Origin of the sequence: Streptomyces sp. NPDC002870, from assembly GCF_042888505.1 — a bacterium.
Classification (GTDB): Bacteria; Actinomycetota; Actinomycetes; order Streptomycetales; family Streptomycetaceae; genus Streptomyces.
This window is the reverse complement of sequence record NZ_JBIAPW010000024.1, coordinates 1-13,618: the sequence shown is the minus strand read 5'-3', so window position 1 is coordinate 13,618 and position 13,618 is coordinate 1. Positions and strand designations below refer to the sequence as shown.

The 13,618-nt window shown below is 69.3% G+C and carries 14 protein-coding genes and 1 pseudogene; 10 read left to right on the top strand and 5 right to left on the bottom strand.

What is annotated here, in order from left to right; translation table 11 throughout:
* Positions 1 to 72: 72 nt before the first annotated feature.
* A pseudogene (locus ACFYWY_RS25650) lies at positions 73 to 219 on the bottom strand (IS5/IS1182 family transposase); the annotation flags it as partial.
* 287 nt (positions 220 to 506) lie between these two features.
* Here ACFYWY_RS25650 and ACFYWY_RS25645 point away from each other — a divergent pair.
* Together ACFYWY_RS25645 and ACFYWY_RS25640 are read left to right on the top strand one after the other, a co-directional pair.
* On the top strand, positions 507 to 677 hold the full coding sequence (locus tag ACFYWY_RS25645) for a hypothetical protein (RefSeq protein ID WP_389190368.1): 171 nt from the start codon (positions 507 to 509) through the stop codon (positions 675 to 677).
* A gap of 174 nt (positions 678 to 851) precedes the next feature.
* Complete coding sequence (locus ACFYWY_RS25640) at positions 852 to 1,268, top strand: CBS domain-containing protein (protein ID WP_389190367.1); 417 nt, start codon at positions 852 to 854, stop codon at positions 1,266 to 1,268.
* 89 nt (positions 1,269 to 1,357) lie between these two features.
* On the opposite strand, the gene ACFYWY_RS25635 is transcribed toward ACFYWY_RS25640, so the two are convergent.
* On the bottom strand, positions 1,358 to 1,708 hold the full coding sequence (locus ACFYWY_RS25635; protein WP_389190366.1) for a PRC-barrel domain-containing protein: 351 nt from the start codon (positions 1,706 to 1,708) through the stop codon (positions 1,358 to 1,360).
* A gap of 45 nt (positions 1,709 to 1,753) precedes the next feature.
* Positions 1,754 to 1,945 carry a hypothetical protein gene (locus tag ACFYWY_RS25630; RefSeq protein WP_389190365.1) on the bottom strand — a complete coding sequence of 64 codons (192 nt, stop codon included), beginning with the start codon at positions 1,943 to 1,945 and terminating at the stop codon, positions 1,754 to 1,756.
* Positions 1,946 to 2,704: 759 nt separating this feature from the next.
* Between ACFYWY_RS25630 and ACFYWY_RS25625 the strand changes: the two genes are divergently transcribed.
* Positions 2,705 to 3,664: an SDR family oxidoreductase gene (locus ACFYWY_RS25625; RefSeq protein WP_389190364.1), complete on the top strand. Its 960-nt coding sequence runs from the start codon at positions 2,705 to 2,707 to the stop codon at positions 3,662 to 3,664.
* An 85-nt stretch (positions 3,665 to 3,749) separates the two neighbouring features.
* Here the strand turns inward: ACFYWY_RS25625 and ACFYWY_RS25620 are convergent, their stop codons facing one another.
* On the bottom strand, positions 3,750 to 4,169 hold the full coding sequence (locus tag ACFYWY_RS25620) for a CBS domain-containing protein (protein WP_389190455.1): 420 nt from the start codon (positions 4,167 to 4,169) through the stop codon (positions 3,750 to 3,752).
* Positions 4,170 to 4,798: 629 nt separating this feature from the next.
* On the opposite strand from ACFYWY_RS25620, the gene ACFYWY_RS25615 reads away from it, so the two are divergent.
* Positions 4,799 to 9,154 carry an HAD-IC family P-type ATPase gene (locus ACFYWY_RS25615; RefSeq protein WP_389190363.1) on the top strand — a complete coding sequence of 1,452 codons (4,356 nt, stop codon included), beginning with the start codon at positions 4,799 to 4,801 and terminating at the stop codon, positions 9,152 to 9,154.
* 123 nt (positions 9,155 to 9,277) lie between these two features.
* Here the strand turns inward: ACFYWY_RS25615 and ACFYWY_RS25610 are convergent, their stop codons facing one another.
* Complete coding sequence (locus ACFYWY_RS25610) at positions 9,278 to 9,700, bottom strand: hypothetical protein (protein ID WP_389190362.1); 423 nt, start codon at positions 9,698 to 9,700, stop codon at positions 9,278 to 9,280.
* A gap of 172 nt (positions 9,701 to 9,872) precedes the next feature.
* On the opposite strand from ACFYWY_RS25610, the gene ACFYWY_RS25605 reads away from it, so the two are divergent.
* The 6 genes from ACFYWY_RS25605 (at position 9,873) to ACFYWY_RS25580 (ending at position 13,509) form a co-directional block, all read left to right on the top strand.
* Positions 9,873 to 10,103 carry a hypothetical protein gene (locus ACFYWY_RS25605; protein WP_389190361.1) on the top strand — a complete coding sequence of 77 codons (231 nt, stop codon included), beginning with the start codon at positions 9,873 to 9,875 and terminating at the stop codon, positions 10,101 to 10,103.
* Between the two features lie 234 nt (positions 10,104 to 10,337).
* Positions 10,338 to 10,583: a hypothetical protein gene (locus ACFYWY_RS25600; protein WP_389190360.1), complete on the top strand. Its 246-nt coding sequence runs from the start codon at positions 10,338 to 10,340 to the stop codon at positions 10,581 to 10,583.
* A 32-nt stretch (positions 10,584 to 10,615) separates the two neighbouring features.
* Entirely contained in the window at positions 10,616 to 10,798 is a 183-nt protein-coding gene (locus tag ACFYWY_RS25595; RefSeq protein WP_389190359.1) for a hypothetical protein, read from the top strand.
* Positions 10,799 to 11,017: 219 nt separating this feature from the next.
* Entirely contained in the window at positions 11,018 to 11,362 is a 345-nt protein-coding gene (locus tag ACFYWY_RS25590) for a DUF397 domain-containing protein (protein WP_389190358.1), read from the top strand.
* 284 nt (positions 11,363 to 11,646) lie between these two features.
* Positions 11,647 to 12,627 carry a DUF4253 domain-containing protein gene (locus tag ACFYWY_RS25585; protein WP_389190357.1) on the top strand — a complete coding sequence of 327 codons (981 nt, stop codon included), beginning with the start codon at positions 11,647 to 11,649 and terminating at the stop codon, positions 12,625 to 12,627.
* Between the two features lie 37 nt (positions 12,628 to 12,664).
* A protein-coding gene (locus ACFYWY_RS25580; protein ID WP_389190356.1) for an IS5 family transposase occupies positions 12,665 to 13,509 on the top strand; the annotation gives its coding sequence in 2 pieces (ribosomal slippage) (positions 12,665 to 13,021 and positions 13,024 to 13,509; 843 coding nt in all).
* The last annotated feature ends 109 nt before the right edge of the window (positions 13,510 to 13,618 follow it).

Below are 13,618 nucleotides of genomic sequence, written 5' to 3'. Positions count from 1 at the left end.
CCGCCGATTTGGGCGGGGGTATCGCGGCGGTAGCAGGCGAGTTCGTGGTGGAGCAGCCTTGTCGTTTGTCGTGTGAGCGGTGGCGACCTGGTCGAGCGGGTGGGCGTCGTCGGCTACCGAGTCCTGGACGCCGGCTGTGGTGGCCAGCACCGCGAGCAACAAGCCGAGCGTGTCCGTGGCGGTGTTCCGCTTGCGGCCCACGATCGTCTTGCCCGCGTCCGTCGGCCATGAGGGGCCCTTTCCGAACGGGCGGTCCGGACCCTACGCGCAATTGAGGGCCCGGCAAGGCAACGGACCACCAGAAGGGGTCCGGGCCCTGCCCTGAGCCAAAACCGTGACGGGCCTTACGTGATCCCACGAGGCGCGTGCTCGATGTTCGGTCTACTGGCTGGCGGGCGCCATTGGGACGCCAAAGGAACTGATTCGACTTTCGTCGCGCAACAGAATGAACCCGCCCGGATGCGGGGGCGGCACCGCGGGCGACCGAGGCCGAGCTGGGCACGCGGATGCGTCCCAACGTCGGCGGTCCCGGCTCAGGCGAGAAGGGCTTCGACGGCGTCCAGTTCAAAGCCATGGTCGACGCCGCCGGCGGAGACGTCGCGGCCGCGGTACACCGCCTCGACCCGGATGCAGTCATCGTGGGCCTGGAGATCCGTACCTGGACGCGAAAGTACTGAAGATAGGCGGCCAAGTTCGCGGTCAGCCTCCGCCCAGTCGAGTGAGCGCCGCCGGGTGGACGACTGGCCGATGCCGTTAGCGGGCGCTGGTGCGGGGCACCCATGGGGTGCCCGGGGCTTGTCCGCGTCAGCGGTGTGGCCCGCACCCGTAGGTGAGGAGAGGAGTGCTGGCGGATGACGACCGCGCGAGAGATCATGACGGCGGGCGCCGAGTGCATCGGCGCCCAGGAGACGGTGCTCGAGGCCGCGAAGAAGATGACCGAGATGGGTGTCGGTGCGCTGCCGATCTGCGGCACGGACGAGAGGCTCAAGGGCATGCTCACCGACCGCGACATTGTGGTGAAGGTTCTCGGGGTGGGCAAGGATCCGGCCGAGGTGAAGGCCGGTGACCTCGCCCAGGGCGAGGCGGTCACCATCGGCGCCGACGATGATGCCGAGGAGATCCTGCGCACCATGAGTGAGCACAAGGTCCGGCGTCTGCCCGTCATCGACGGGCACACTCTGCTCGGCATGGTCGCCCAGGCCGACGTCGCCCGTGCCCTGCCGAACCCGAAGGTCGGTGATCTCCTCCAGGCGTTGTCCACCGACTGATCGGCCCGCGTGTGCGAGCGGCGGGTAGTGACGCCGTGCTCGGGACTCCTTTCTGCGGATGGAGTCCCCTGCACCGGGGTCCGGTCCTGCTACATGTGCGGCTGACCGTAGTAGCGGGCGAACTGCTCCAGGTAGGTGGGCTCGCCGGCGTGCTTGCCCTCGTCGAATTCGGGAGCGTCTTTGATCTGGTCTTTGGTCCGGTTGACGTAGATCGTTTCCGCGGCCGTGTCGATGCGCTCGATAACGCCGGCGGGCAGCAGTACGCGTTTGCCGAAGATCCACACTCCGGTATCGACTACGAGGTAGGAGGAGCCGACGTCTTCGGAGTGCTTGTCGATCTTGCCGATGTGGCCGTCGCTGGCTTCGACCTTGTAACCGACGAGGTCGATCCCCTGCTGATATCCCGCAGTCGGTCGATAGCCCCAGATGTCTTCACTCACAGCAGTGCCTTGCGGTGCATGACAGATACGAGAATCCGCCGCTCGTCACCGAACGTACGTCCCCAGTACCGGGATCTGCCACTCGGCCAGTGCGCAGCCGTCGGCCCTCCCGTGGGGAGGCCGGGAGGGACGGCGCGGCCCCGCCCAAGTGACGGGCGGGCCAGGGGTGGGCGCCTGGTACTCCTCCACGATGCGCCGCTTGTCCAGACGGGACAGATCGCGGCGCCGCTCGGACATGATCAGAGGTTCTCTGTGCGGGGCGGTGCTCACGCGGCCACGGCGAGAGGCTGCCCGGCCGGCCTGGTCACCCGCTTCAGGCGCATCCGCTCCTCGACGACCTTGCCGGTCTCGACCTGGGCCCAGTGCGGATGGTTAGCCACCTGATGGACAGCTCGCGGCACTGCGTACGCAGCCGCTCCACCTCGCCCCTCTGCTCCTCGGTGTAGCCGGGGCTGTCGGGCCGACCGCCGGTCACCTCACCGGTATGGGGAGGGGTCTGGCCTTCCCAGCCGGGCATCGGGTCGACGGACCACGGCAGAGGGCAGCCAGCTCGGCTGTTGCCTGGTGGAGGCGGGTCTGTGCGTCACGCAGGTGCTGGGGGAAGCCGCATAACCAGAACCATACGCGTGCTCGAATATGGGTGGCGAGAGTTCTAGACCACTGGCGAGGTGCCAGATCAGCCGGGCAAGAACAACTCGGTCCCCTGAACTCTTGGCTCCGGACAGGCTCCGGCGAACGACTGAGGATTTCTGCCTAGGGTGACGGTGATCTCGGTGGTGGGTGTATCTCGGTGTCATGCGGTATCCCGATGGGGGTGGCCTGACCGCGAAGCAGCGGGCCCGGCGGGAGCAAGTGCGGTTCGAGGCTGCCGAGCATCCTGGTAACCTTCCCGGCCTCGATCCGCAGCCGTGGCCCTGCGGCCGTGGGGCACGGCAGAGGCCGTCCGATGCCCGGGCCCGGTGCAAGATCTCCGCACACGCGTTGAAAGGTCTTGCCGTGGACAGGTTCGAGCAGAACGAGAAGACGCCGGTAACCGAAGGCATCTGCCTGCTGACCGTCGTCAGCCCGCGCAGAGATGAAGGCAACAGCCCGACCGGGATCGTCGGCCGGTGCCTGGCCCGACAACTGCTCGCAGTGGGCCGGCATGTGCGGGTGATGGCCGAGCCGGACCAGTGCGGTGGCTGGCCTGACACGGTCGACGTCGTGGAAGGGTCCATCACCCGGCCGCTGGAGTGTGCCCGGGCCTTCGACGGTGTCGAGGCCGTGTTCCTCGCCGGTGCCCATCCGTCGACGGTCCAAGACGCCCTCACTCTGGCGCGAAACGCCTCCGCCCGTAAAGTCGTTCTGTTGTCGTCTCACGGGCCGGAGTACGAAGAGGCGAATCCGCCGGAGACCTGGTTCTGGCTGGCGATCGAGAAGGCGGTGGAGCACTCGGGCATCGCCTGGACGCACATCCGGCCGTCGGCTGTGATGGGTGCCGTCATCGAGGGCACCTACCCGGCGACAGGGTCGGACTGGCCTGACACCGTCCGCGCCGACGGGGTGGTCCGGGAGGCTTTCCTCAACCAGGGCCACTACCCTTTCATCCACGAGCAGGACCTCGCCGTCGTCGTGGCCGCGGCACTGATCAGCGATGATTACACCGGGACGGTCGTCGAGGCTGTGGGCCCGCCGCTGAGCACGCGTTCACGGATACGGAGCATCGCCACCGCTCTCGGCCGCGACATCGACACGATCGATCTGGCGGCGGACGAGAGTCGGGCGATCTGGCGACGTCGTGGCTGGCCGGACGGTGCGATCGACGTGACGCTGTACGCACTTGAAGAGTACGGCGCCCGCTTCGCCGAACTCGTTCAGTGGACACTCGACCAGCGGCCGTCAGTGCAGGACATCATCGGCCGCCCACTGCGCACCTACGACGACTGGGTGAGCGAGAACATCGACTCATTTCGCTGACCTCGGCGTGCTGAGCACGATTCCCCGCCGGGGCCCTCCACTGTTCAAGGTCGTTGACACATGACGTCACCCTGAACCGAAAATCTCAGTAGTCCGTCGAGAGCGTCTCCAGAAGATCGCCCACCGTAGTGTCGGGCAGGGCGCGGGCCACATCGGCCAAGGCGACGATGCCGACCAGGGTGTGGCCGTCGATGACGGGAAGGCGGCGGACCTTGTGTTGGCTCATGGTCCGCAGGATCTCTTCGACACCGTCGTCGGCGCCGATGGTCACCACTTCACCCTGGGCGAGGTCACCGGCCTTCACCTGCGCGGGGTCCTTGCCGACGCCGAGGACCTTCACGACGATGTCGCGGTCGGTGAGCATTCCCTTGAGCCTTTCATCGGTGCCGCAGATGGGCAGGGCTCCGACGCCGAGTTCGGTCAGTTTCTTTGCCGCGTCCAGGACGCTTTTCCGGGCACCGACGCAGGTGACGTCCGGAGTCATGATCTCGCGTGCGGTGGTCATGAATTCCTTCTTCTCCTCCTCCGTCGTTGCCGACGGCTGGGTGGTGGGGTGGCTGCCCGGGGCGGAGCTTGGCGGGCCGGCGAGGACGGCGCCGCCGCGGCGCAGGACGGCGTAGCCGACGCCGATGCCGATGGCGACGGGCCATTCCAGGACGTCCGCGGCTCCGAGGGCGCCCAGGCCCAGGTAAAGCGGGAGGCCTCGTTTGGCGGGGAGGACCTGGCGGGCGACGGCGATGGGGAGCATGGCGGTGTTCAGAGCACCGGTTGCCACCTGGCCGAGTGAGGGCAGGGTCAGGGTGACCGTACGCTGCTTGGCTGACGGCGGAAGGGCCTCAGAAGGCTGGGCCAGGCGCTCGCCCGGGGCGGCGGTTCCAGTGCTCGATGGGAAGTGGGTTCGGGACGTGGAGGTCACGGATATCGCCTCGCCTGTTCGATCATGAACTAGTCATTCCCTTATCGGTGTGTCTATCCCGTCTCGCCGGTTTTATGGGTCTCGCTCAGACTGCTTCTGATGGTTCATTCGCATCGACCGCTTTGATCAAGGAGGCACGGTTCATGCCACCGGAGCCCGCCTCGCATGTGGGGACGCCTTCTTTTCTGGGTTCGATCCTCTCGGGCATTGCTTCTCACATGGCAGCAGGTGCGCAGGCCGCCTGGGGGATGGCGGAGAGTCTTCTCGAGGGGCGTCGCCGTGAGGTGTGGTGGGGACCCGGGCGCTGTTACATCACCGTGTCCGGTGTGCACGGCCCCGGGGGCGAAGCCGTCACCCGTCGTGTGGAAGGGGCGCTGGAACAGCATCTGGGGGTGCTGTGGGCCCGGGTGAACGCGCCCATGGAACGAGTGATCATTGCGGTTGATTCGCCTCCTCCGTCCGAAAGCGAGCTGGTCGCGCTGGTGGAGCAGGCGGAAGGCGACCATGCCGCGGATGCAGAAGCGTTCGACGAATGGCAGCCGGAGCCGCATCATCCAGCGGAGGGCCCGCCTTTCCCTTCGGTGCCAGCCCTGGGGGCGGACACGCTGGGGCTGGCACTCGTGACGCTTCGGCGCCTCGCTCCGTGGTTCGGGCTGCCGCCCGAGATCGCCGGTGGCATCGATGCCGTTCGGTACCACCCGCGGCTGCGGCATTTGGTCGAGGATGTCGGCGGGGGTGAGCAGGCCGAGCCGCTGCTGCCCGTAGTCGGCGCCCTGGTGCAGGGTGTGGCCACGGGCGGCGGCGGGCTCGCCCTGGACGTGCTGCAGCGCCTCGCGGTGTGGCGGGAGGCGAGCGCGGAACGCACGGCGTGGCGGGAGAGCGAGCCCCGGCTCGTCCGCGATCCGGAAGAAGCCTCGGCCGACGCGGTGGTGATCGGCCGGGCCGGTCCGCCGCCCAAGGACGGTGCCGATCGCTATGCGGAGCGGTCGATGGCGGCAGGCCTTGCCGCCGGTTTGGCCGGGTGGCCCTTCGCCGGCATCCGAAAGGCGATCGCCGTCGCTGTGGCTTCGGTGCCGAAGGCACCCGGCGCGGGACGTGAGGGCTTCGCCACCAGCCTGGGACGGTATCTGGCGCTGCGCAGTGTGGTGACGATGGACCGCACCGCCCTGCGGCGCCTGGGGCAGGTGGACACGATCCTCCTTGAAGAAGAGGCCCTGCGAGGCGACCGGTACGAGCCGGTGGACCTGGAGCTGCTCGAGGGCGCCGAACCCGAGCAGGCGTCGGAGCGGCTGTTCGCGCTCTTCGAATCCGACACGCCCCTGGGGGTCAGGTATGCAGCGGGCTGGGTCCTAGGGCCTCTGGACGAGCTGGAGCTCGACAGCCCCACCGGCCGCGAGGCCGTGGAACGGCTCCGGCGCCGCGGCAGTGAAAGGGTGCTCGGTCTGGCTCAGGGCCGGCGCCTCCAAGCCGTGGCAGGTCTGGGGACCCAGTCCGCGCCCGGCGCTGAAGCGGTCGCCGCGGCTGCGCGACGGGCCGGGGCTCGCGTGGTGGTGGCGTCCGACCGGGAAAGCTCAGCCCTCTCATTCGCCGATGCCGTGGTGCCGGCGGGCAGCCGCCTGGCGGATTCGGTGCGGGGCCTGCAGGCCGACGGTGCGGTCGTGTTGCTGATTTCCGGCAATCGCCGGGCGCTGGGCGTGGCCGACTGCGCGATCGGCGTGCACCGCGATGAGGAGCACACCCCCTGGGGGGCCCACGTTCTGGTCGGGTCGGACCTCGAGGCGGCGGGCTTGATCGTCGACGCGGTCGGGACGGCAGCCGTGGTGGACCGCGACAGTCACTACCTGGCTGCCGGCGGGAGTGGCGTCGGGGCGATTGCCGCTTTGCAGGCACCTGCCTGGCGAGCAACCGCGCGGGTGCTGGCGGTGAGCAACACGGCCGGCGCCGTGGCCTTCTGCCTGGGCGCCTGGCGGGCCCGGCAGCTGCTGAGCCGGCCCCTCGCCCCGCCGGTAAGCAGCGTCCCCTGGCACCTCATGCCCGCAGATCGCGTCATGGAGCGGTTGCGCACCCGCCCAGAGGGACTCTCCGCGCAGGAGGCGGCTGCCCGCAGTGCCGAGGCGCACGCGGGTGAGCCGGCGAAGCTGACCTTGCCGTACGCCTTCATCGAAGAGCTGTCCAATCCGCTCACCCCGATCCTCGCTGCCGGCGCCGCTCTGGCCGCGGCTGTGGGATCCCGGACCGACGCTGCGCTGGTCGCCGCGATCACCGGCATTTCCGCTCTTGTCGGCGGCTTCCAGCGGGTGCGGACCGATCGCGCCCTGGCGGAGCTCTTCGCGCAGTCGGCCATCGGGGCGTGTGTGCGACGCGCTGGGCGGGAGCGGCTGGTCACCTCGGGTGATTTGGTCCCCGGTGATGTCGTCGCTCTGGGACCCGAGGATGTTGTGCCCGCGGACTGCCGTCTGCTGGAAGCGGAAGGCCTCGAGGTCGACGAGTCCTCCCTCACCGGGGAGTCGCTCGCAGTGAGCAAGGATCCGGCACCGGTGGTCGCCGCACACATCGCCGGTCGCCGCTCGATGCTCTACGAGGGCACCACGATCTCGGCCGGGCGGGCCGTTGCCGTCGTCGTGGCGACCGGCTCAGCCACGGAAGCCGGGCGCAGTCTCGCCACCGCCCGCCAGGCCGCACCGGAAACAGGTGTGGAGGCACGGCTTTCCTCCCTCACCCGGGCCAGCATGCCCATCGCCCTGGGATCCGCCGTCGCGGTGGCCCTCTCCGGGCTGCTCCACGGCCGCCCCCTCACCGACAATCTCGCCTCCGCGGTCAACCTGGCCGTTGCTTCCGTACCCGAAGGCCTGCCATTCCTGGTCAACGCGGCCCAACTTGCCGCCGCACGCCGCCTGGCGGACGTGGGCGCCCTCGTCCGCAATCCCCGCACCATCGAGGCACTCGGCCGCGCCGATGTGCTCTGCTTCGACAAGACCGGCACCCTCACCGAAGGCACCCTGGAGCTCGCCGACGTCAGCGACGGCGACCATGCCGCTCCCCTCGACCGACTCGACACCCACCGAAAGGAAATCCTCGCCGCAGCACTGCGCGCCACCCCACCCGCCCGCCAGGCTGAGCCGATGGCACACCAGACCGACCGGGCGGTCATCGCCGGCGCCCGCCGGGCGAACGTCACGACCCGCACCGGCGCCCCGCGTTGGCGCCGTACGGACACCCTCTCCTTCGAGCCGGCCCGGGCCTACCACGCAACCGCCGGCCAGACCAGCGGAGGCGTCCTGCTCAGCGTGAAGGGAGCGCCGGAGAACGTCATCAGCCGATGCTCGCGGCGTCGGCGGCCGCACGGCTCCGTACCCCTTGACGACGCAGCCAGGAGAGCCCTTGCCGAAGCAGCCGGGGAACTTGCGGCTGCGGGCCGCCGGGTCCTGGCCGTGGCCGAACGACGCATGGAACCAGGCGAGGACCTCACCGACGAAGCCGTACGGGACCTGGTCTTCCTCGGCTTCCTCACCCTCGCCGACCCCGTGCGCACCAGCGCCCGCCCCGCCACCGCCCGACTGCGCGAGGCGGGCGTGCAGACGGTCATGCTCACCGGCGATCACCCGGCCACCGCCGACGCCATCGCTTCCTCCATCAGCGACGCCACCGAGCCCAGGGTGTGCACCGGCCCGGAGCTCGATGAACTCGACGACGACGCCCTCGACGACCTGCTGCCCACCGTTGACGTCATCGCCCGCTGCAGCCCCACCCACAAGGTCCGTATCGTCCAGGCCTACCAGCGCCTCGGCCGCGTCGTCGCGATGACTGGCGACGGCGCCAACGATGCCCCGGCCATCCGGCTCGCCGATGTCGGCATCGCGCTCGGTCGCCGCGGCACCCCCGCCGCAACGGCCGCGGCCGACCTCGTCATCACGGACGACCGGCTGGAAACCATCGTCTCCGCCCTCATGGAAGGGCGCGCCATGTGGGCCTCGGTGCGCGCCGCGCTCGCCATCCTCATCGGCGGCAACCTCGGCGAGGTTACCTTCAGCGTCCTCGCCTCCGGCCTCACCGGCACCACCCCCCTCAACGCCCGGCAGATCATGCTCGTCAACCTCCTCACCGACCTCGCCCCCTCCCTCGCCATCGCCGTACGCGAACCCCCCGCTCAGATGGGCCAACGCCTCCTCAAAGAAGGCCCGCACCGTTCTCTGGGCACCGCCCTCACCCACGAAATGCTCCTGCGAGGTACCGCCACCGCCGCCGGTGCCGGCCTGGCCTGGGCGGCGGCGAGCCTGACCGGCCGCGGCCGCCGGGCAAGCACCGTCGCCCTCGCCGCCGTCGTCGGCACCCAGCTCGCCCAGACGCTCACCACCGGCGGGCTCGACCGCAACGTCCTCACAGCAGGACTCGGCTCAGCCGCTGTCCTCGTCGCCATCATCCAGACCCCCGGCATCAGCCAATTCTTCGGCTGCACCCCTCTTGGCCCCGTCGCCTGGGGCATCACCCTCGGCGCCATCGCCGCCGCCACCCTGCTAGGACACGCCCTGGCACCCTTGATCGCTTCGCTCACCACTGTGGACAACGACCAGTAATCCCTGCCGGTACGCAGGAACCAGTCCCATTTCGCGGAGCAAGTACCCCAGGCTCTGAACCCGGTCGGCCGCCCGGAGGAACTCCCGTGTCCCAGGCCCTTACGCGGCCGCACTGCGCCAGTTTCACGCAGGCCACGCCCTCCACGGCACACCCAAGCCGTGCTGGCGCTCGGCCGGGACGGCGAGGTCGGCGATCGCCTCGAAGGCGAGCTGGCCGGCGGCGGCCAGCTCAGCCGCGCGGGTCAGCGCCGCGGTGACCAGGTGATGGGCCCGGTCGTGATGAAGGTGGCAGCCCTGGCACATTGCGACGAGGTTGGCCTCGCTCACGTCCTCGGGCTGGTGGTTGAGGTGGGCGGTGGTCAGGACGACCTTCGTGCCGGTGCCGTACGCGGCCTGGCCGTGCCGGTTGGGGCAGCGGCCCTGATGGGTGCCGCGGCCGCACTGCCCTGTGCAGGCGCAGCGCCATTGCGCGGCTTGTTTCGCAGCGAGGGAGATCGCTGGCCAGTCGGCGGGGTATCGGTCCTTGTTCTCCGGCCGGATCGGCATGGTCATTCCTCCTTCGCGACGACGGCGACCAGGCGGCCGATCCGGGCGACGGTGTGGCCGGCGTATCCGGTCGGCCACTTCCTGCTGACGAGCTCGATGTGGTGTTCGGTGGTCATCTCCCAGGTGCGAGCGGGAGATCGACCGAACCGGGCGGCGGGTTGATCCGCGTGTTGTGGCCGATGCGGACCAGGTCGACGGCCAGGCGCACGCGGTAGTCGCCACGCTGTCGGCCTTGAGCTGCTCGTCCAGGGCAGCGGCCCACCGCATCAGCGGCCGCTTCTCACTGGCCTGCGGCCCGTACGGCCGGGGTTGTTGGAGTCCCCAGGCCCGGTCGGTGTCCTCGGGGCGGGCGGCGGCGATGATCGCCTCCACTCCCCCGCCGGGCACCAGCCTGGTGGTGTAGAGCAGCGCGTACGCGCCGAAGCCGGCGCCGCCGGTACGGGACAGGGTGACCCGCCCCGTACTGGTGAGCGGCTGGCCGGCTTCCGCGCCGGCGGGTAAGGCGGCCATCGGTTACCCGGCCCGGCGCTGGGCGCAGTCGCACGCGGCACGCGTTTGGCTGGGTGGAAGCCGAGGCGCCTGACCCCCGCGACCGCTCGCGACGGTCCGGGGCGTGGCCGACTGCGAAGGAGTCGACATGCGACAAGGTACCGCCCGAACGGACGGGTACGAGCCCGCCATTGATGATCTGGTCTGGGACACGATCGCCCGGCGGGTGGGTCAGGTTATGGACCACGTCGGCGTGCACTGGCAGCTCCGCTCGGCGGAGGGCGGACGCGAGTGGGAGGCCGACGCGGACGGCCTTCGCCCGGCCACGCCCAGCGAGCGGCTGACGTTCGGCGTGACGCAGGCGAACGCTCGATCAACCGGCGGACTGCTGTGACAGCAGCCCTCTGGAAGAGCCATCCCGGTGGCGTGTCGAGCCCCGTCAGGCGCGCCATCAACACGGTCGAGACCGCCGTGCAGCGCACTTATCGCGGATGGATCGAGCACGCCTCGATGTGCGACGAGTGCCGTGCCACCGGGAACCAGTGCAGCACAGCCGAAAAGGTCTGGCAGGCCTACCAGGCCGCACAGAGCGAGGTGCGGTCGTTATGAAGCAGTGGCTTGCCGTGCCGATGTACATCACGGCCTGCGCGTTCTTTGTTCATGCTCTCGTCTGGCCGTGAGCGGTCACGCAACTCCCCACCCCAGGCAGCCGCAGGGTCAGGGCTGCAGCCCCATTGATCCCCGCCCCGGCCGATCACTCCCAGCCAGGAAAACCTGGCCGGGGCGGGTTGCAAGGACCGAGCACATCCACGAGAGAGGACACCACTCATGGGCACACTCAGCAATGGTCGCGCGACGGTCTCGTTCGAGAACGCGAACGCCCCCGGGCTGGACTGGCGCAAGGCAGGGCGGACCGACCTCGACCCGATCGTGAAGGACTGCGTGATCCTGGCCGAAGCGCCGGAGGCCAAGGACCACCCGCACGACCGCATCCCGGACGGCACTCGCATGGTGGCGATCTCCGACGACAAGGACACGGACAGCCCGGTCCTGTACATGAGCCGCGTGGAGATCAGCAAGTTCATCGCCGGCGTGATCGCGGGCGAGTTCGACCATCTCCGGGCGAGCGAGGAAGAGCTGAAGGCCGCTCAGGAGCTCTCCGCGGCTGTCTGACCATGGACGCAACCCAGGTTGCCGCAGCATTCAGGGCCATCCAGCAGTTCCGCGGCACGCCCTGCCGGGAGTGCCTGAGTCGGCAGACGGTCCCGATGGTCTATGAGGGCGTGGTCATCTGCTCGTGCGAGTCCTGCGGAGGGGCAACCCCGAAGGGTCGTCTCGTACGTAGCGCGCCGGCCTAGCCCCTGTGCCGCCCCGGTCTGCCACCCGTCCCCCTGGGGCAGGCCGGGGCTCTACTCCCGTACGAGGTCGGCGAGCGGGCAGCCGAGGCCAACATCTGCGTGGACAGCTGCCTCACCTTGAAGTACGCCTACGGGCAGTTCGGGATCCGCTCTGAACTCGCGCTGGCCAACCTGGTCGTCCGCGAGGCCAACGGCAACAGCGTGCTGCACGGCACCCCCCGCGGTACCCGCCTGGCTGTCATCGTCCGCCGAACCACACGACTCCGCCAAGGTACCGCGGTCTACGGTGCGACCATGTCGTTTGCCCTGCCAGATGGTCTGCTTCCCGGCCGGTTCCTGTCTCGTGGTCCCGCACGTGTGTGGGTCTCTGACGACTTCCCGCAAGACGTCGAACGGCTGTGGCCCCGCCTGCTGAGCGAGCAGAGGGAACACGGCCTGGTTCCGCTTCTGTGCTGGCCCAACGCCATGGGAAGCCCGCTCAGCCTGGAACATGCCGACGCCGTCCGCCTGGAGGAGGTGCTGGCCGCGGACTTCGCCGAGTACCGCCGCAGGAGGCTGCCGTTCTGGACGAACCCGACGCCCGCCCCGGTACCTGAAGGAATCGAACCGTGGCCGCACGACCCAGGGCCACCCTTCGAACAGTGGCCGGGCCTGGCACCGGAGATGCCCATCACTTCTGAAGGCCCCACGCCCCAGGAGGCTGCGTCAAGCCTGCTGGCCGGGCTCATCGAGACGAACCAGTTCGGGCTGGACCAGTGTCGACTCGTTCTCGTCCCTGCCCATCGCGGCAGCGATGCTCTGGCGTTGATCGGCTGGTCCACGGAGGCACCACTCCCTCTGGTGTGTGCACTCCTGCGGAGCTGGGAGGACCGCTTCGGCGCCCAGGTCGTGGCGGTGTTCGGCAGCGAGCTGCACGTCTCGGTCGCGAGACCTCCCGTTAAAGCAGAGCACGCGAACCTGCTCGCTTTGGAGCACGTTCTGTCGACCGCGGACAACATCGTCGATGACCCGCCCACACCATTCCCCGAGTACGCGACGGACCTCGGGGGACGGACTTCCTGGTCGTTCTGGTGGGACTAGGCATGACGACTGGGCTGCCTCCTTCGTTGGTTCAGATGTGCCGTTGACTGATGCGCAGTGGGCGCGGATCGAACCGTTGCTCCCAGACCGGACGCCGAGGCGTGGGGGCCGATGGAGGGACCATCGCGAAGTAATCGACGCGATCGCCTGGAAGTTCCAGACTGGCTCGCAGTGGGTGCACCTGCCAGAGAAGTACGGCAACTGGCGGGGCGTCTACAACCGGCTGCGGATGTGGGCCATCGACGGCACATGGGAGCGGGTGTTCACTGCGCTGATCGCGCAGGCCGACGCCGAAGAAGACCTCAACTGGGCCGTCTCGGTGGACTCCACCATCGTGCGCGCTCACCAGCACGCGGCCGGGGCCCGCAAAAAAGGGCCCCGGCCGGCGAGCCGGACGACCACGCCATCGGCCGATCCCGCGGCGGACTGACCACAAAGATCCATCTCGCGTCCGATGCCCACTGCCGACCTCTGACCTTCCATCTCACCGCCGGACAGGCCGGCGACGCGCCCGCCTTCGCGCACGTGATGGCCCGCCTGCGCGTTCCTCGACGACGAGGACGGCCCCGCACCAGGCCGGACCTGGTCCTGGCTGACAAGGCGTATTCCTCCCGCGCGATCCGCGAGCACCTGCGCAAGCGCGGGATCCGCGCTGTGATCCCCGTTCCGGCCGATCAACGCGGCCACCGGCTTCGTCGCGGAAGCCGCGGCGGCAGGCCACCCGCCTTCGACCGCGAGGCGTACAAGCAACGCAACACGGTCGAACGCTGCATCAACCGCTTGAAACAGTGGCGAGGCATTGCCACCCGCTACGAGAAGACCGCGACCATCTACCTGGCCGGACTCCACGTCGCGGGCATCTTCCTCTGGTCTGCCCGGTGATCCAAACGAAACGGCCTAGTAGTGCTTCGTGAGGTCTGCCGATCTTGGCTGGTCGGGGGCATGGTGAAGGTATGAGGCTTGGGGAGGTGGAACGGCTCCGGGGTGAGTT